14 protein-coding genes and 1 other RNA gene are annotated in these 16,376 nt (G+C 70.9%); 7 read left to right on the top strand and 8 right to left on the bottom strand.

The genetic code is table 11. The features are described 5' to 3' along the window. Positions 1-239: 239 nt before the first annotated feature. Positions 240-1,394: a S1 family peptidase gene (locus ACQPZZ_RS08460; protein WP_432930480.1), complete on the top strand. Its 1,155-nt coding sequence runs from the start codon at positions 240-242 to the stop codon at positions 1,392-1,394. A gap of 106 nt (positions 1,395-1,500) precedes the next feature. On the opposite strand, the gene ACQPZZ_RS08455 is transcribed toward ACQPZZ_RS08460, so the two are convergent. Continuing rightward, positions 1,501-3,708: an acyl-CoA dehydrogenase gene (locus ACQPZZ_RS08455; RefSeq protein WP_432930478.1), complete on the bottom strand. Its 2,208-nt coding sequence runs from the start codon at positions 3,706-3,708 to the stop codon at positions 1,501-1,503. A 246-nt stretch (positions 3,709-3,954) separates the two neighbouring features. On the opposite strand from ACQPZZ_RS08455, the gene ACQPZZ_RS08450 reads away from it, so the two are divergent. Both ACQPZZ_RS08450 and ACQPZZ_RS08445 read left to right on the top strand, forming a co-directional pair. Further along, positions 3,955-5,046, top strand: coding sequence for a S1C family serine protease (locus ACQPZZ_RS08450; RefSeq protein WP_432930476.1), 1,092 nt, complete (start codon positions 3,955-3,957; stop codon positions 5,044-5,046). 78 nt (positions 5,047-5,124) lie between these two features. After that, positions 5,125-6,165 (top strand): adenosine deaminase, encoded by a 1,041-nt coding sequence (locus tag ACQPZZ_RS08445; RefSeq protein ID WP_363645927.1) that lies wholly within the window; start codon positions 5,125-5,127, stop codon positions 6,163-6,165. Here ACQPZZ_RS08445 and ACQPZZ_RS08440 read toward each other — a convergent pair. Beyond that, the gene (locus ACQPZZ_RS08440; RefSeq protein WP_432930474.1) at positions 6,138-6,692 is read right to left on the bottom strand and encodes a GntR family transcriptional regulator; all 555 of its coding nucleotides are present in this window, start codon (positions 6,690-6,692) and stop codon (positions 6,138-6,140) included. The two genes, ACQPZZ_RS08445 and ACQPZZ_RS08440, sit on opposite strands and share 28 nt — an antisense overlap. Before the next feature lie 147 nt (positions 6,693-6,839). On the opposite strand from ACQPZZ_RS08440, the gene ACQPZZ_RS08435 reads away from it, so the two are divergent. Together ACQPZZ_RS08435 and ACQPZZ_RS08430 are read left to right on the top strand one after the other, a co-directional pair. Further along, a complete protein-coding gene (locus ACQPZZ_RS08435; RefSeq protein ID WP_432930470.1) occupies positions 6,840-8,150 on the top strand; it encodes a sensor histidine kinase in 1,311 nt (436 codons plus the stop codon). Then, the gene (locus ACQPZZ_RS08430; protein WP_432930468.1) at positions 8,147-8,821 is read left to right on the top strand and encodes a response regulator; all 675 of its coding nucleotides are present in this window, start codon (positions 8,147-8,149) and stop codon (positions 8,819-8,821) included. The genes ACQPZZ_RS08435 and ACQPZZ_RS08430 overlap by 4 nt, the downstream gene beginning before the upstream one ends. A 120-nt stretch (positions 8,822-8,941) precedes the next feature. Here ACQPZZ_RS08430 and ssrA read toward each other — a convergent pair. The 5 genes from ssrA to ftsE all read right to left on the bottom strand — a co-directional run bounded on the left by ssrA (position 8,942) and on the right by ftsE (position 13,691). Next, positions 8,942-9,327, bottom strand: a transfer-messenger RNA (tmRNA) gene (ssrA, locus tag ACQPZZ_RS08425). A gap of 315 nt (positions 9,328-9,642) precedes the next feature. Next, on the bottom strand, positions 9,643-11,544 hold the full coding sequence (locus ACQPZZ_RS08420) for a penicillin-binding transpeptidase domain-containing protein (RefSeq protein ID WP_432930466.1): 1,902 nt from the start codon (positions 11,542-11,544) through the stop codon (positions 9,643-9,645). A 3-nt stretch (positions 11,545-11,547) separates the two neighbouring features. Beyond that, positions 11,548-12,030: an SsrA-binding protein SmpB gene (gene smpB, locus ACQPZZ_RS08415; RefSeq protein ID WP_363645932.1), complete on the bottom strand. Its 483-nt coding sequence runs from the start codon at positions 12,028-12,030 to the stop codon at positions 11,548-11,550. Positions 12,031-12,087: 57 nt separating this feature from the next. Further along, the gene (gene ftsX, locus ACQPZZ_RS08410) at positions 12,088-12,987 is read right to left on the bottom strand and encodes a permease-like cell division protein FtsX (protein ID WP_363645933.1); all 900 of its coding nucleotides are present in this window, start codon (positions 12,985-12,987) and stop codon (positions 12,088-12,090) included. A gap of 14 nt (positions 12,988-13,001) precedes the next feature. Then, positions 13,002-13,691 carry a cell division ATP-binding protein FtsE gene (gene ftsE, locus ACQPZZ_RS08405; protein ID WP_079315626.1) on the bottom strand — a complete coding sequence of 230 codons (690 nt, stop codon included), beginning with the start codon at positions 13,689-13,691 and terminating at the stop codon, positions 13,002-13,004. 179 nt (positions 13,692-13,870) lie between these two features. Here ftsE and ACQPZZ_RS08400 point away from each other — a divergent pair, with 179 nt between their 5' ends. Next, positions 13,871-14,059, top strand: a complete 189-nt coding sequence (locus ACQPZZ_RS08400) for a hypothetical protein (protein ID WP_363645934.1) — start codon at positions 13,871-13,873, stop codon at positions 14,057-14,059. Positions 14,060-14,101: 42 nt separating this feature from the next. Here ACQPZZ_RS08400 and prfB read toward each other — a convergent pair whose 3' ends face one another. Beyond that, positions 14,102-15,220, bottom strand: coding sequence for a peptide chain release factor 2 (gene prfB, locus ACQPZZ_RS08395; RefSeq protein WP_363645935.1), 1,119 nt, complete (start codon positions 15,218-15,220; stop codon positions 14,102-14,104). A gap of 83 nt (positions 15,221-15,303) precedes the next feature. Between prfB and ACQPZZ_RS08390 the strand changes: the two genes are divergently transcribed. Next, a complete protein-coding gene (locus tag ACQPZZ_RS08390) occupies positions 15,304-16,374 on the top strand; it encodes a hypothetical protein (RefSeq protein WP_432930463.1) in 1,071 nt (356 codons plus the stop codon). The last annotated feature ends 2 nt before the right edge of the window (positions 16,375-16,376 follow it).

Below are 16,376 nucleotides of genomic sequence, written 5' to 3'. Positions count from 1 at the left end.
GAGGCTCCGGCCGGGACCGGAGCCACGGTCCCCTTGCGGCGATACCGGCGGTGGGACCGGCCACCCCCTTCACACGACGGGAGCCGGTTCTCCAGTGTGCGGGAACGGCCAATTACGGCCCAGCGAATCCCCAAACGCCGGCGGTTCCATAACTCGGTGATAGGGGCGAATTGATAGATCCACGTGACAGCGGAGGTCGGTTACGTTGACGGCACCCCCCAGAGACAAGGAGAGCCCCCATGCTCCACAGACGCACCGTACTCGCCGGATGCGCTCTGGCCGTCACGGCCCTCGCCACGGTCGCCACCCCCGCCATGGCCGAGCCGAACAACTCTCCCGCCTCCTCCGCCGTCAAGCCGCCGCCCGCGATGGTGGAGGCCATGCAGCGCGACCTCGGGCTCACCCCCGCCCAGGTCGACGCCCGGCTGGCCAACGAGGCGAAGGCCATGGCCACCGAGGCCAAGGTGCGCGCCACGCTCGGTGACGCCTACGCCGGATCCTGGGTCTCCGGCACCACCTCGGAGAGCTTCATCGTCGCCACCTCCGACGCCTCCAAGGCCGGCGCGATCCTGGCCTCCGGCGCGCAGCCGAAGATCGTCGGCCGCAACCTCGCCACGCTCGACTCCGCCGAGGCCGCACTGGACCGGGCCGCCGCCGGCGCGCCCGCCTCGACCTCCGTCTGGTACGTCGACGTGGTCAGCAACAGCGTCGTCGTACTGTCGTCGAACACCGCCGAGGCCGAGGCGTTCGTGGCCGCGAGCGGCGCCGACAAGTCGGCCGTACGCGTCGAGCGGTCGAACGAGCAGCCGCAGACCTTCTACAACGTGCGCGGCGGCGACGCCTACTACATCGGCAGCTCGGCCCGGTGCTCGATCGGCTTCTCCGTGCGCAGGGGAAGCACGCCCGGATTCGTCAGCGCCGGTCACTGCGCCACGGCCGGCAGCAGCCTGTCCGGCTACAACCGGGTCTCCATGGGCAGCTTCCAGGGCTACTCGTTCCCCGGCAACGACTACTCGTGGGCCGCGGTCAACAGCAACTGGACGGTCACGCCGTACGTCAACAACTACAGCGGCGGCAACGTCACCGTGAAGGGCTCGTCGGCGGCGCCCGTCGGCTCGTCGATCTGCCGGTCCGGCTCGACCACCGGCTGGCACTGCGGCACCGTCGGGCAGACCAACGCCAGCGTCCGCTACTCGCAGGGCACGGTCAGCGGCCTGACCCGGACCAACGTCTGCGCCGAGCCCGGTGACTCCGGCGGCTCGTTCATCTCGGGCAGCCAGGCCCAGGGCATGACCTCCGGCGGCTCGGGCAACTGCTCCTCCGGCGGCACCACCTACTTCCAGCCCGTCAACGAGGCTCTCTCGGCCTACGGACTGACCCTCGTCACCGGCTGACCGCCCTCTCCCCCACCGTGATCAACGCCCTCCGTGACCATGCAATCGCATGGTCACGGAGGGCGTTTCGCCAGGTGAATGCGGTAGGGGAGTCGGCGGCGTACGGCTACTTGCCGGGCTCGGGGTCGCGGGGCAGGCCGAGCATGCGCTCGGCGATGATGTTGAGCTGCACCTCCGTGGTGCCGCCGTAGATGGTCATCGCGCGGGTGGCGAGCACGGCGCGGTTCCAGTAGCCGGCGTCGCCGAGCTTCCAGTCGGCGGCGGTGACGGCGGCCGGGCCGAGCAACGAGACCGCCACCTCGGAGACGTGCTGCGCGTGCGCGGTGGACAGCAGCTTGCGCACCGACGCGTCGGCGCCCGGCTCGCTGCCGGCGAGCTGCTTGAGGGTCACCCGCAGCGACAGCGCGTTGATCGAGTGCGCCTCGCAGACGACGCGGGCGAGGTCCTGCCGCTCGGCGGCGGTGAGCTCACGGCCCAGCCGGCCCACCAGGCCGAGCAGGTCGGGCACCGAGGCCCCGGTGCCGCCCGAACCGGACGACAGCGAGACCCGCTCGTTCGACAGCGTGTTCCTGGCGACCCGCCAGCCCTCGTTCACCTCGCCGACGACCAGCTCGTCCGGCACGAAGACGTCGTCGAGGAACACCTCGTTGAACAGGTTCTCCCCGGTCATCTCGGTCAGCGGCCGCACGGTGACGCCGGGCCCCTTCATGTCCACCAGGAAGTACGTGATGCCGTCGTGCTTGGGCTTGGAGGTGTCGGACCGCGCGATGCAGATGGCCCATTCGGCGACGTGCGCCACCGAGGTCCAGATCTTCTGGCCGTTGAGCTTCCAGCCGCCCTCGACCTTCTCCGCCTTCATCTGCAGCGACGCGAGGTCGGAGCCGGCCTCCGGCTCGGAGAAGAGCTGGCACCAGATCAGCTCGCCGCTCAGCGTCGGCGGCAGGAACCGCTCCTGCTGCTCCGCCGTGCCGTACGTGACCAGCGACGGCACCACCCACGCACCGATGATCATCTGCGGCGGCTTGATCCTGGCCGCCCTGATCTCCTGGTGGATGAGCACCTGCTCCAGCGGCGAGGCCGCGCGGCCCCAGGGCCTGGGCAGGTGTGGCATGACGAATCCCGCCTTGGCCAGCGCCCTCTTCTGCTCCACACCCTCCAGGGCGGCGAGCTCGGCGAGCTCCGCCCGGATGGCCTCGCGCAGCGGCTCCGACTCCTCCGGCAGGTCGATCTCCATCTCGCGGCTCACGCCCCCCAGCGCGAGCGCGGCCACCCGGTCGGACCACTCGGAGGAGGAGCCGAGCAGCGCGCGGATGGTCAGCGCCCGGCGGTAGTACAGGTGCGCGTCGTGCTCGAAGGTGTAGCCGATGCCGCCGAACGTCTGGATCGCGTCCTTGGCGCACTGCACGGCGGCGTCGGGCGCCATGACGGCGGCGATGGCGGCGGCGTAGTCGCGCTCTGCCCCCTCCGCCCGGGTGGCGTCCCAGACCGTGGCGCGGGCCTGCTCCAACGCCACCAGCATCCGCGAGATCTTGTGCTTGATGCCCTGGAACTGGCCGATCGGGCGGCCGAACTGCACCCGGACCTTGGCGTAGTCGGCGGCGGCGGCCACGCACCAGGCGGCCACCCCGGCCGCGTCCGCGCCGAGGACGATCGCGGCCACGTTGCGCACCTCGGCGCCGGTCAGGCCGGTCAGCACCCGCTCGGCGGGCACCCGTACGCCGTCCAGCTCGACCTTGGCCACGCCGCGGGTGAGGTCGAGCGACTTGACCGCGGTGACCGTCGCCTCGGTGGCGTCGATCGCCACCCACTCCTCGCCGGCGTCCGTCGTCACCGGCAGGACGAGCACGTCCGCGACGGCCGCGCCGAGGACGTGTCCGGCCGTGCCGCCGATCGTCAGCGCGTCGCCGTCACGCGTACCGGTGATCTCCCCGTCGAGCGCCACCGCGCCGGTCAGCGAGCCGTCCGCGAGACCGGGCAGCAGGTCGGCCTGCGCCTTGCCCTCCGAGGCGAGGATCGCGGCGCTCGCGAGCACGGTCGGCACCATCGGCCCGGGCGCCACCCGCTCCGACAGCGCCTCGATCGCCACGGCCGCCTCCAGCAGTCCGTAGCCGGAGCCGCCGTACTCCTCGGGGATGTGCAGCCCGAGCAGTCCCTGACCGGCGAGAGCGGACCAGAAGGCCGGACGCTCCTCCATTCCCGGGTCGGCGAGAACACCCACCGCGCTCCGCACCAGGTCGGCGGGCACGGCCCGCTCGGCCCATCCGGTCACCGACTCGCGAAGCGCCTCGTGCTCCTCGCTCAGCCCGATCGCCATAAGATCCTCCAGCACTCGGTCGTGTCCGCGAATCCAGCCCCGCCCGCGCGCGGCCCGGGCTCGCGACGGGCGGCACTCGCGGACGCTCCCTGGATTCCTTTTATAGAACCATATTCTAGAGGAATATTCGCTGACTAGGCCGTGCCTTCACCCTCGGGTATCGACCGTCCCGGGCACCCGTCATGACCTGCGCCTGTCCCGGCGCGCCGCCTTGCGGCGCCTGTTCTCGCAGGTAGACAGGGGACTATGCAGCTCTCACGGAAGGTCCTCCGTACGGTCGCCGGTTCGGCGGCGGCCGTGCTGGTCGCGGGAGGATGCGCGCCGGGGACCACCCCGGGCGAGGCCTCCCCTCCTCCGGCGTCTCCCACGGTGGGGAGGACGGGTACGGCCCCGCCCTTGCCCGCCCGCCCGATCGAGCTCGAAACGACCTACGAGCAGGTCATCAAGAGGGTCCTTCCGTCCATCGTGCAGATCACCACCGGAGAGGCGCTGGGCTCCGGCATCGTCTACGACGCCGACGGCCACATCCTGACGAACGCCCATGTCGTGGGGGCCGCCACGGAGTTCCAGGTCACGCTGGCGACCGGCGGCAAGCCGAGGAGGGCCCACCTGGTGAGCTCCTACCCGGCCGGCGACCTGGCGATGATCCAGGTCGAGAACGCGACCGGGCTGACGCCCGCGACCTTCGGCCGTTCGGCGAATCTCAAGGTCGGGCAGATCGTGCTCGCGATGGGCAACCCGCTCGGCTTCTCCGGCAGCGTGACGCAGGGCATTGTGTCGGCCCTGGGCCGCACCGTGACGGGCGAGAAGCACGCGGGCGGCGGGGCCGCGACGATCACCAACGCCGTCCAGACCTCCGCGCCCATCAACCCCGGCAACAGCGGCGGGGCGCTGGTGGACCTGTCCGGCCAGGTCATCGGCATCCCGACGCTGGCCGCGGTCGATCCTCAGCAGGGCGCCGCACCCGGTCTCGGCTTCGCGATCCCGAGCGACACCGCGACCGACGTGGCCCGGCAGATCATCCAGTACGGCCGGGTCGTCAACAGCCACCGGGCGGCCCTCGGCGTGCGCGTCGGCACCGCGGTCGACGCGAGCGGCGAGCCGGTCGGTGTGGCCGTCGGCTCGGTGTCCCCCGGCGGCGGCGCGGACAGGGCCGGCATCCGCCCCGGCGACGTGATCGTGAAGGTGGAGGGCACGCCCACCCCCACCGCCAGCGCCCTGAGCCAGATCCTGGCCACGCTCAAGCCGGGCGACAGGGTGCGGGTGGAGCTGATGCGCCCGGACGGCACCAGGAAAACGATCAACGTGGTACTCAGCGAGCTGCCGGCCGGAGGATGACCCCGAACCTGACAAATCGGTGTGAAATACGGCGATATCGCTTGGGGTGGACTCCTACCCGGTTGTTACGGTCGTTCCGTGATCTCCCCGGAACTCACCCGGTTCATCGCCGGGCTGCCCAAGGCGGAACTGCACGTGCACCACATCGGTGCGGCGTCACCGCACATCGTCGCCGAACTCGCCGCGCGGTACGAGGGGACGACTGACGTGCCCGCCGACCCCGCGCTGGTCGAGGCGTTCTACGACTTCCGCGACTTCGCCCATTTCCTCCAGGTCTACCCGCAGATCGTGGACCTGGTGAAGACCCCCGAGGACCTGTGGACGCTGATCCACGGCGTGGGCGGCGACCTGGCCGCCCAGCAGGTGCGGTACGCCGAGCTCACGATCACACCGCAGCCCCACCTGGCCCGGGGCTTCGCCCCGCAGGAGTTCTGCGAGGTGATCGAGGACGCCCGCCGCAGGGTCGAGGCGGACTTCGGCACCATGTTGCGCTGGTGCTTCGACATCCCCGGCATCCCCGGCCCGCCCGCCGACGAGACGCTGTCCGTCGCGCTCGACCAGCGGCCGGACGGCCTGGTCAGCCTGGGTCTCGGCGGCGCGGAGGCCGGGGTGCCCCGGTCGTGGTTCGCGCCGCATTTCGCCGCGGCACGCGCCGCCGGGCTGCACTCGGTGCCGCACGCCGGCGAGGTCGTCGGCGCCGAGTACGTCTGGCAGGCCGTACGCGACCTGGGCGCCGAGCGGATCGCGCACGGCATCCACAGCGTGGAGGACCCGTCCCTGCTGGATCACCTGGCCGAGCACGGGATCACGCTGGAAATCTGCCCCACCTCCAACGTCTGCACCCGGGCCGTGCCCAGCCTGGCCGAGCACCCGCTGCCCGCGCTGGTCGCGGCCGGGGTGCCGATCACGGTGAACACCGACGACCCGCCCATGTTCGGCACCGACCTGAACCGGGAGTACGCCGTGGCGGCCGAGCTGCTCTCCCTCGACGAGAAGGGCGTCGCCGACCTGGCCCGCGCAGCGGTGGAGGCGTCCTTCCTCAACGCCGAGGGCAAGTCGGCCCTGCTCGCGGAGATCGACGCCTACGTCGCTCAGAACTCGTCGGCGCCACTCACCTGAACGACGTCGAAGACGTGCCGGGAGGCGGCGCAGACCGTCTCCAGCACGTGGATCGGCAGGTCGTCGGCCGAGTAGGCGGCCCGCACGATCTGGACCACCCACTCGCCGGGCTCCAGTTCCAGCGTGGCCGCCTCGTCGCCCCCGGGCGGCCGGGCCACCAGGTGCTCCTCCGCACGGCCGAACCGGTGACCGAGCTCCTCGATACGCGCCTGCAGGCTCGGAGCCAGGAAGCCCGGCTCGCACAGCGGCGTGCCCGCGAAGAGATCGAGCCGCAGGAAGCTCGTGGCGACCCGCACCGGCACGTCACCCGCGAGCAGTAGCTTGCGCCGCGCCAGCACCGGCGTGCCGGGCTCGACCCGGAGCCCGGCGGCCACGTCCTCCGACGACGGCTCCGGGCCGACGTACAGCATCCTGCGACCGGCCCGCACCCCCTGCCGCTCCGCCTCCGTCAGGAACAACGAGGCCGATCCCCGTACGGCCGGCTCCGACGGCAGCGACCGCCGCACCACGATTCTCGGCTCCCCCACGGCAGCCTCCTCCCACGTATCGCCCCGACAGTACTCGTCACGCCTGGAAGTCACTGCGGAGGTGAGCTCCACGGGGTGACGCCGGCCTCGTCGGCGACCGCCGCGAACGCGATCAGCGGAAAGCCCGGGATGTCTAGGATCGAGCCCGTGCACAAGGTCGGCGGGAGACGTTTAGCGGAGGCGCTGCGCGCCCTGCGGGCGGACCTGCTCACGCTCGCGCCCCAGCCGTTGCCGCCCCTGCGCGGGCCCCGGCCGCTCAGATGGCTGCCGCATGCGCTGATCGTGCTCCTCGCCGCCCTCCTCGCCGCGACCGCCGAGGACACTCCCGCGCTGCCGTTCGCGATCGCTCACGCGGCCGTGCTGGTCGTGGCGCTGCGCCTGCCGCTGCCCGCGTGGTGGCTGTCCACCGCGTTCCTCGCGTGCACGGCCACGACCGCCTACTCCCCCGCGCACTCGGGCGAGCCGTGGCCGTGGACAATGCACGCGGGCGTCCTGTTCCTCGTGGCGTTGCGCAACCGGCCCCGGGTGGCGGCCGAGACGCTGCTGCTCGGGGTGCCGACGGCCTGGGGTGTCTGGTCGGCCGGCGGTCACACCACGCTCTGGCTGGACATCACGATCCCCTCCTTCGTCATCGAGGTGCTGCCCCTCTTCGCGGCCGCCGTGCTCACCGGCACCGCCGCACGCGCCCGGCGGGTGGCCCGCGAGCGGCTGGCCGAGCAGGAGGCGGCGGTCGTCCGGGAGCGGGAACGGCGGACCCTGCTGGAGGAGCGCGCCCGGATCGCCAGGGAGCTGCACGACGTCGTGGCGCACCACATGTCCGTCATCTCCGTGCAGGCCGACGCCGCGCCGTACCGGGTGCCCGACCCGCCGCAGGAGCTGGTCGCCTCCTTCGCCGTCATCCGGCAGAACGCACTGGAGGCGCTCACCGAGTTGCGCCGCGTGCTCGGGGTGCTGCGCGCGGAGACCTCACCGGGCACCGAAGCACCGGGCACCGTCGCTCCGCAGCCCACACTGGCCGACCTCGACGGCCTCGTGGCGAACGTACGCGCCGCCGGCCTTGACGTGGAGACCGAGGTCACCGGGGAGCCCGGCCCGCTGTCGCCGGGCGTGGAGCTGTCGGCCTTCCGTATCGCGCAGGAGGCGCTGAGCAACGCCCTGCGGCACGCGCCCGGGTCGCGGGTCCGGGTCGAGATGGCGCACACCGCCACGGCGCTGCGCCTGACCGTGCGCAACGGGCCGGGGCGGCACGCGGCCGCGCCGTCGCCGGGCGCGGGCCACGGCCTGCTCGGGATGCGCGAGCGGGCGGCGATGCTCGGCGGCGACCTCGCCGCCGGTCCCACCCCCGCCGGCGGCTACGAGGTCACCGCCGTACTGCCGTTGTCCGTACTGCCGTTGTCCGCGCCCGCCACAGCTGTATCCGCCCACACACCCGCCGGCACCGGAGAGGAAGGCCAGTGACCATCCGCGTCGTGATCGCCGACGACCAGGCCATGATCCGTGAGGGGTTCTCCGTCCTGCTCGGCGCCCAGCCCGGCATCGAGGTCGTGGGCGTCGCGGCCGACGGGCTCGACGCCGTCGCCAAGGCGGCCGAACTGCGTCCGGACGTCGTGGTGATGGACATCCGCATGCCCGGCCTGGACGGCATCGAGGCTACCCGGCGGATCACCGCCGACCCCGCCCTCGACGTCAGGGTCCTCGTGCTGACCACGTTCGACCTCGACGAGTACGTGTACGACGCCCTGCGCGCCGGCGCCTGCGGATTCCTGCTCAAGGACGCCTCGGGAGTCCAGCTCGCCGAGGCGGTGCGCGTCGTCGCCGCCGGCGACGCCCTGCTGGCCCCGAACGTCACCCGGCGCCTGATCGAGGAGTTCACCCGGCTCGGCGGAGCGCCCCGGCCGCCCGCGCGGGCCCGGCTGGAGGGCCTCACCGAACGGGAGACCGAGGTGCTCACCCTCATCGCCCACGGCCTGTCGAACGCCGAGATCGCCGCCCGGCTCGTCGTCGCCGAGCAGACCGTGAAGACCCACGTTGGCCGGATCCTCACCAAACTCGGCCTGCGCGACCGCACGCAGGCGGCCGTGTTCGCCTACGAGACCGGCCTGGTCACGCCCGGCCACACCATCATCTGACCGGCACCGCGGCCGTCACGGCCATGACGCCCGCCCCTGGGTTGCGACCGGCCCGGTGGCCGTAAGCCGCCGTAACGCGAAAAAGCCCGCCGGCTCATGGCCGACGGGCTCCTTCGCAACCGGTGGAGGTGGCGGGAATCGAACCCGCGTCCTTCAACACCAAGACAGGGCTTCTCCGGGTGCAGCCTGTTGCGATTTTCTCGGCCCCGGCGATCTCACAGGCGAGTCGCCGACGGGCTCAGTCACTGTTTGATTTCCCGTACGGCCCCGTGACCGGGCCGGACGGTTGAGCCTTCTAGCGATGTCAGTTCCGGGCCGAAGGCACTCCCGGGCTGACAGAGGTTTCTCGCTGCTTAGGCGGCGAGAGCCAGGGAAGCCTGGCTCACCTCAGTGCTCTTGTTATTGGCACTTATTTGTTTGCGGTCACAGTGTTGACGGGGTTATGTCCGCAGTCCCCGACCCGCTTCCCCTGACTTGCAATGCCGAAGTCGAAACCGGTCACCCCCCTGTTCAGTTGTCAACCCAGTCCCGAAGGCCTGGCGTCACAAGCTTACTCATGACAACACCGGCGACGCGACTCGAATTCCTTCCCCCCGGTGCCCCGGGGCCGGGGAGACGCCGAAGCCCCCGGGAACGCGGCCTCTGGCGCGCGTCCCGGGGGCCGACCGGCAGGGTCGAGCCGGTCCAGACGAGCAGGGCTCCCCCCGAGATGGAGCCCTGTCCTCATCACGGCGACTGGGCCCGCAACCCCCCAAGCGGGGCCCAGTCACCTAGAAAGACGCCGGTCGCCGCCCCGATGGTTGCTCGCCTCCGAGTATTTTTCACGTCTGCGGCTGGGCGTCGCGGAAGAAGCTCCCGGCGATGGCCGAAGCGGCCGACACGTCGCCGCTCTGCGCCAGCACGGCGACAGCGACGTCCCCCTGCCAGCCCACGAACCACGAGAGCCTGGTGCGCTCCTTCTTCTCCGTCTGGGTGACCTCGGCGGCCACGCCGTACACGGGGTCGCCGGGGGCGGAGGCGGCGGAGGCCGCGCCGGAGGCCACACCGGCCCGCATGAGCGTACGCAGCTTCGCGGTGATCGCGGGATCGAGGGTCACGGGCTGCGGGGCGACCGGCATGGTGCCCTCCTCGGCCGCCGGATCGGGGGTGGCGGGCGAGGTCACCAGCACCGGCGGCCGCCACGTGCCCGACTTGACGGCCGCGGCGACGAGGGCCATCGCCAGCGGACTCACGCGGGCGCCCTGTCCGGCGAGAATCTTGGCGATCGCGGCGTCCCCGTCGGGGGCCGGAATCGACCCGCTGAAGGTCTTCAGCGGCAGCTTCCAGTCGCCGCCGATGCCGAACTGGGACGCGCTGGCGGACAGCCGCTGCCCACTGATCCGCCGGGCCAGCGACGCCAGGGCGGTCACGCAGCCCTGGGCGAAGTCGGTCTGGAAGGTGGGCGTCGTCACGCCGTTGACGCCGGGCTGCTGGAAGCGGGCGCCGCCCACGGTGCGATCGGCGCTGCACGGCACCTTCTGCTTGGGGTCCAGACCCGACTGGAGCAGTCCCTGCGCGGCGACGACCGAGAAGGCGGTGCCGGCCGCGAATCTGCCGGCCAGCGCGTCCTTCTCCTGGTGCAGCTGGTTGGCGGAGACGGCCAGCAGCTCACCGGTGGAGGCCTGCACCGCGACGAGCGCGGCCGGGCGGGGCCCCGCCACCGCGGTGTCCCCCGCTCTCTGCAACCGGCTGTCGATCGTGGTCTGGACCGACGAGTTCTCCCGTCCCGGCCACGCCTTGAGTTCCTTGACCAGCTGCCCGGTCGTGTTGTCGAGGATGACGACCCGGGTCTCGGTCGAGCCGGTGAGCTGGTCCTGGTAGGCCTTCTGCAGGCCGTCCCGGCCGAGCGTGTCGCCGGCCCGCTGCGGCCCGCCGAGCCGCTGCTCCGCCTCCGGGGTGATCGCCGTGACCACCCCGACGATCTGCGTGGGCGACTTGGGGGCGACCGGCGGGTTGTCAATCTGGAACTCCAGGCCCTGGATCGCCTCCAGCTTGGCCTTGATCTGGGCGAACTTCGTCCGCCCGAACGTCGCGAGGGGGACGAAGTCCTGCGGGGGCGACGACAGGATGCGGCTCAGCAGGCGGTCCTGGGCGAAGCCGGTGACCTTCGACAGCTGGTCGCAGAGCCCGCCCGGGTCCTTGACCTTCGCGGGGACGACCCCGGCGACGTGCAGGACGGTCTCGTCCTGCAGCGCGTTGCCGTTGCGGTCGAGGATGGGCTTGCGGCCCTTGGGGACGGTGGCGACCGCGAGCCGCTGCCCGGGGTGCAGATCGGGGTGGATGACGCTCGGCGACCACCGCACCTTCCACTGGCCGCCCACCAGGTGCAGGGGCAGGTTGCCGTCGTACCGCCAGAGGGGGTTGTTCTCACCGAGGTCCACCTCGGCGTGATAACTCGCCTGCGCGGCGTCGTCGTCCTGGCTGATCCCCCGCAGCGAGAAGCGGATCGAGGCGGCGTCCAGTTGCAGGCGGGCGTCCTCCAGCGCCTTGCGCACCGCCGCCTGGTCGCCGTCGGCGCGGCGTGCGGCGGCCGCGTAGTCCCCCGTCTGCCAGCCGACGAGGAAGTCGCGCACCGCCTCGTGCGGCGACGGCTCCTCGAAGCAGCCGGTCAGCAACGGCGCGGTCAGCCCCAGCGCGAGCACGGCACGTACGGCTCTCGCCCGGACGGACAGAGTACGGAACACGGCCTAACGGCCCCCCCGGCGGCGGACCGCGTTCGACATGGCCCGGGCCATCTCGCGGTTGGCCTGCTTCTCCATCAGCGTCTGCCGCTTGTCGTAGTCCTTCTTACCCCGGGCGATGCCGATTTCGATCTTCGCCCGGCCGTCCTTGAAATACATCGACAGCGGGATCAGCGTGAGGCCCTTCTCCTTGAGCGTCGCGTCGAGCTTGCCGATCTCCTTGCGGTTCAGCAACAGCTTGCGCGTGCGCCGGGCGGCGTGGTTGGTCCAGGTGCCCTGGCTGTACTCCGGGATGTACACGTTGATCAGCCAGACCTCGCCGCCCTCGATCGACGCGTAACCGTCGGTCAGGTTGGCCTTTCCCGCCCGCAGGGACTTGACCTCGGTGCCGGTCAGGACGAGCCCGGCCTCGTAGGTGTCCTCGATGAAGAAGTCGTGCCTGGCACGCTTGTTCTGGGCGATCAGCTTGCGCCCGGTCTCACGTGGCATAAGGGGAGCCTACCGTCGCCACGAAGGGCGGAAACGAGGTGCGCGGCCGGTGCGGGATCAGACCCGCAGGTAGCGGCGCAGGGTGACGAACGAGGCGAGCACACAGATCAGCACGCCGATGGCCATGGTGAGAGTGATCACGCCGGCGACCGTGTCCCAGCCGAGGGGTGCCGCCATGTAGGTCTGGATCGACTCGAAGATGGCGATCTTGACGATGATCAGGATCACGCCGGCCAGGACGCCGCCGATGAGGCCGGCGATCAGCCCCTCCATCACGAACGGAAGCTGGATGTAGATGTTGGACGCGCCGACCAGCCGCATGATGCCGGTCTCCCTGCGGCGGTTGTACGCCGACAGACGCACCGTGTTGCCGATCAGCAGGGTCGCCGCGATCAACATGAGGGCGGCGATGCCGAGCGCCATGTAGCGCAGCTTGTCCATGAAGCCGAAGACCGAGTCGAGCAGGTCGCGCTCGTTGATCACATTCGCGACACCCGGCTGGCCCTTCAGGCTGCTCGTGACGGCCGCCGCCTTGTCCGGATCCTTCAGCTTGATCCGGTACGACTCCGGCATGTCCTCGACCTTGGTCACCGCCAGCAGGGTCTGGTTGTTCTCCTGCTGCTGCCACTTCTTGTACGCCTCGGCCTGAGTCTCGAACTCCACCCGCTCGACCTCGGGGAGCCCCTTGATCGTCTGCTCCAGGTTGGCCTTCTCCTCCTGGGTGAGGCCCGCCTTGTTCTTACAGGCGGCGAAGGAGGAGTTCTTGACGCACAGGTAGACCGACACCTCGACCTTGTCGGTCCAGTAGCCCGTGAGCTTCGAGACCTGGGAGTTGATCATCATTCCGACGCCGAGCAGCGCCATGCCGACGGCAACGGTCACGACCACCGCGATGGTCATCGTGAGGTTGCGGCGAAGGCCGATCCAGACCTCGGAGAAGATGAAGTTGGCCCGCATGGTCCCTGTTACTCCTAATACGCCTGGCCGTACACGCCGCGCGACTGGTCGCGGACGATCTTGCCGTCCTCGAGCTCGACCACGCGCTTGCGCATGGAGTCGACGATCGCGGCGTCGTGCGTCGCCATGAGGACGGTCGTGCCGGTCCTGTTGATTCGGTCGAGCACCTTCATGATGCCGATGCTCGTGGCGGGGTCGATGTTCCCGGTGGGCTCGTCGGCGAGCAGGATCATCGGCCGGTTGACGAACGCGCGGGCCATGGCGACCCGCTGCTGCTCGCCACCGGACAGTTCTTCCGGCATCCGGTGCGCCTTGCCCTCCAGGCCGACGAGCTCGATGACCTCGGGCACGACCTTGCGGATGAAGCGACGCGGCTTGCCGATGACTTCCAGGGCGAACGCCACGTTCTCGTAGACGTTCTTGTTCGGCAGCAGCCGGAAGTCCTGGAACACGCAGCCGATGCGGCGGCGCAGGTGCGGCACCTTGAAGTTGGACAGCTTCGACAGGTCCTTGCCGGCCACGTGGATGGAGCCGCTGTTGGGTCGCTCCTCCTTCAGGACCAGGCGGAGGAAGGTGGACTTCCCCGAGCCTGACGGTCCGACCAGGAACACGAACTCGCCCTTGTCGACGTCCACGCTCACGTGGTCGAGGGCGGGCCGGTTTTGGTTCGCGTAGACCTTGGTGACATTATCGAAATGGATCACGGGCGCATCACGGCTAGCCAGTCTAGGGGGTGGGACGGCCGGTCCGGGGGTCGCCGGTCACTTTGCTCTGGATCGACGTTCCGTTTGGCCGTAGGCCAGTCTAGGGGTAACACTGGCATGGAACGTCCATAACGGAAACAAAACGATTAGCCCTTGGGCGATAGGGCGGTAAAGCTGCTATGAGCTGCGAACATCTGATCTGCGCCGCGTGCGCGGGGCCCGTGGTGGAGGGGCGCTGCCCGGTCTGCCGCGAGGGCCGCGCCAAGGTTCACCACCACGGGTTCATGGGGCTGTCGCCCCTGGTCATCGCGCTGGTCGTGCTACTGGTCGTGGCGCTGACCGCGCTCGCCCACGTCAGCGGTTACTGAGCACTTTCCTTCCCGCGGCGCTCTCCAGCCGGGGCCGCCCGCCTACTGGGCGTCGCCGGCCTCCTGGCGGCGCGTCCAGCGGATCTCGCCCTCGATGAACTCGTCGAGGTCGCCGTCCAGCACCGCGGAGGGGTTGCCCGCCTCCACGCCCGTACGCAGGTCCTTGACGATCTGGTAGGGGTGCAGCACGTAGTTGCGGATCTGCGTGCCCCATGACGTCGTCGTCTCGCCGCGCAGCTCGTTCATCGCCGCGGCCTCCTCCTGGCGCTTGCGCTCCAGCAGCTTGGCCTGAAGGACGGCCATCGCCGTCGCGCGGTTCTGCAGCTGCGACCGCTCGTTCTGGCAGGAGACCACGATCCCGGTCGGGAGGTGGGTGATCCGCACGGCCGAGTCGGTCGTGTTGACGCCCTGGCCGCCCGGGCCGGACGACCGGTAGACGTCGATCCGCAGGTCGTCCTCGTTGATGTCGATGTGGTCGGTCTGCTCGACCACGGGCACCACGTCCACGCCCGCGAACGAGGTCTGCCGGCGGCCCTGGTTGTCGAACGGGCTGATCCGCACCAGGCGGTGGGTGCCGTGCTCGCCCCTGAGCGTGCCGTACGCGTAGGGGGCCTTGACCGTGAAGGTGGCCGACTTGATGCCGGCCTCCTCGGCGTAGGAGGTCTCGTAGACCTCCGCCGGGTAGCCCTTGCGCTCGGCCCACCGCAGGTACATGCGCAGCAGCATCTGGGCCCAGTCGGCCGCGTCGACGCCGCCCGCCTGCGCGTTGATGGTCACCAGGGCCTCGCGGGCGTCGTACTCGCCCGACAGGAGCGTGCGGACCTCCAGCGCGCCGACCTCGGACCTCAGCGCGGCGAGCTCCCTGTCCGCCTCGGCCAGCGCGTCCTCGTCGCCCTCCTCGGACGCCAGCTCGAACAGGACCGGCAGGTCCTCAAGGCGGCGGCTCAGGCCGTCGACCCGGTTGACCTCGGCCTGCAGGTGGGAGAGCCGGCTGGTGACGCGCTGGGCCTGCTCGGGGTCGTTCCACAGGTCCGGCGCGGCAGTCTGCTCCTCCAACTCGGCGATCTGCTTGCGCAGGGCGTCGACGTCGAGCACGTCCTGAATGCCTTTCAGCGTGCCGCTAAGCTCGTTGATCTCTTCGGCTGGATCGATGACTGCCACGTCTGTAAAGGGTACGCGAATCGGAGACCCTGTCAGGCAGCACGCCTCGGTACGATGTGGATCGATTGCAAGGGGAGGCTGGGGTGAACGGGGTCGTTCGGAACGCGCTGGCCCTTGCCCTCCTCGCCGGTACGGCCGTCGCCTGCTCGGGCGGGGAGCCCGTCCAGCCGCCGGCCAGCCCGGCGGCGGCCACCTCCGCCCTGCCGAGTCCCGCCGAGAGCCCGTCGCCGTCGCCCAGCGCGCCGCCGGTGACGCTGGAGGAGGCCTCCCGGGCGCTCGACGCGTTCCTGGACACCGACGACGTGCTCAGGCAGGCGGGGGCCGGGCGGTGGGCGCTCCTGCTCACCCAGGACGGCCAGCGGCCCATCACGATCGCGGAGATCCACTCCCGCGACGGCAAGCCCGCCCGCTACACATGGGATCGCCGTACGGTGCTCGTGCCCCGGCAGAGCGGCCGCTCGGCCGTCTGGTTCGCCGCAACGGCGCGGCGGCGCGACGCGGCCGGCGAGGTCCGCACCGCCGTGTTCACGTTCGTACGGCAGGGCCGGGACGGGCCGTGGCGCAACAGCTTCGCGTCCCTGCTCTACCCCGGCGAGAAGCCGCCCTCGGTCGCCCTCGACGCGGAGGGGTACGCCACGGCGCTGGAGTCGCGCGACGCCTCGGTGGTCATCAGCCCCAACCTGATGGGCCCGCTGCACGCCACCGTCGCCGAGGAGGGCCCCAAGGGCTACGCCTCCGGGCTGATCGCCCCAGGCCCGCAGACGACGGGCTTCTACGACGAGATCAGCGAGACCAAGGAGACGGCGAAGGCCGCCGACTGCATGAACTACGAGTCGATCTTCGCCTCGGCCCCCAACTACCCGATCTTCGCGCTGCGCACGAGCGACGGCGGCGCGATGATGCTGTACACGCTGGTCCGCACGTCCTCGTGGACCCCCGGCCCGCAGGGCCTCAAGTGCGGCGAGGGGCGTCCGGTGACGGTCCCCGCGGCGGCGCGGTGGCTGCTGAGCCCCACCAAGGACCTGTTCATCCGGCAGAAGCGGCAGATCGTCGAGACCCAGCAGTACGTGAGCGCGGTGCCGCCCAAGGCGTCCACCGCGCCCGCGCACGTCGTCGGCTACGAAGGCATCGTCACCGGCGGTTCCAACCGCTGATC

This window comes from Microbispora sp. CA-135349, from assembly GCF_050947365.1.
Taxonomy (GTDB): Bacteria; Actinomycetota; Actinomycetes; order Streptosporangiales; family Streptosporangiaceae; genus Microbispora.
Note: the sequence above shows the minus strand (reverse complement) of the source record. Positions and strands in the feature narration are given on the sequence as shown.

Coding starts and splice junctions, on each gene's coding strand:
- ACQPZZ_RS08460 (WP_432930480.1), top strand. CDS start 240: ATGCTCCACAGACGCACCGTACTCGCCGGATGCGCTCTGGCCGTCACG.
- ACQPZZ_RS08455 (WP_432930478.1), bottom strand. CDS start 3,708: ATGGCGATCGGGCTGAGCGAGGAGCACGAGGCGCTTCGCGAGTCGGTG.
- ACQPZZ_RS08450 (WP_432930476.1), top strand. CDS start 3,955: ATGCAGCTCTCACGGAAGGTCCTCCGTACGGTCGCCGGTTCGGCGGCG.
- smpB (WP_363645932.1), bottom strand. CDS start 12,030: ATGCCACGTGAGACCGGGCGCAAGCTGATCGCCCAGAACAAGCGTGCC.
- ftsX (WP_363645933.1), bottom strand. CDS start 12,987: ATGCGGGCCAACTTCATCTTCTCCGAGGTCTGGATCGGCCTTCGCCGC.
- ACQPZZ_RS08400 (WP_363645934.1), top strand. CDS start 13,871: ATGAGCTGCGAACATCTGATCTGCGCCGCGTGCGCGGGGCCCGTGGTG.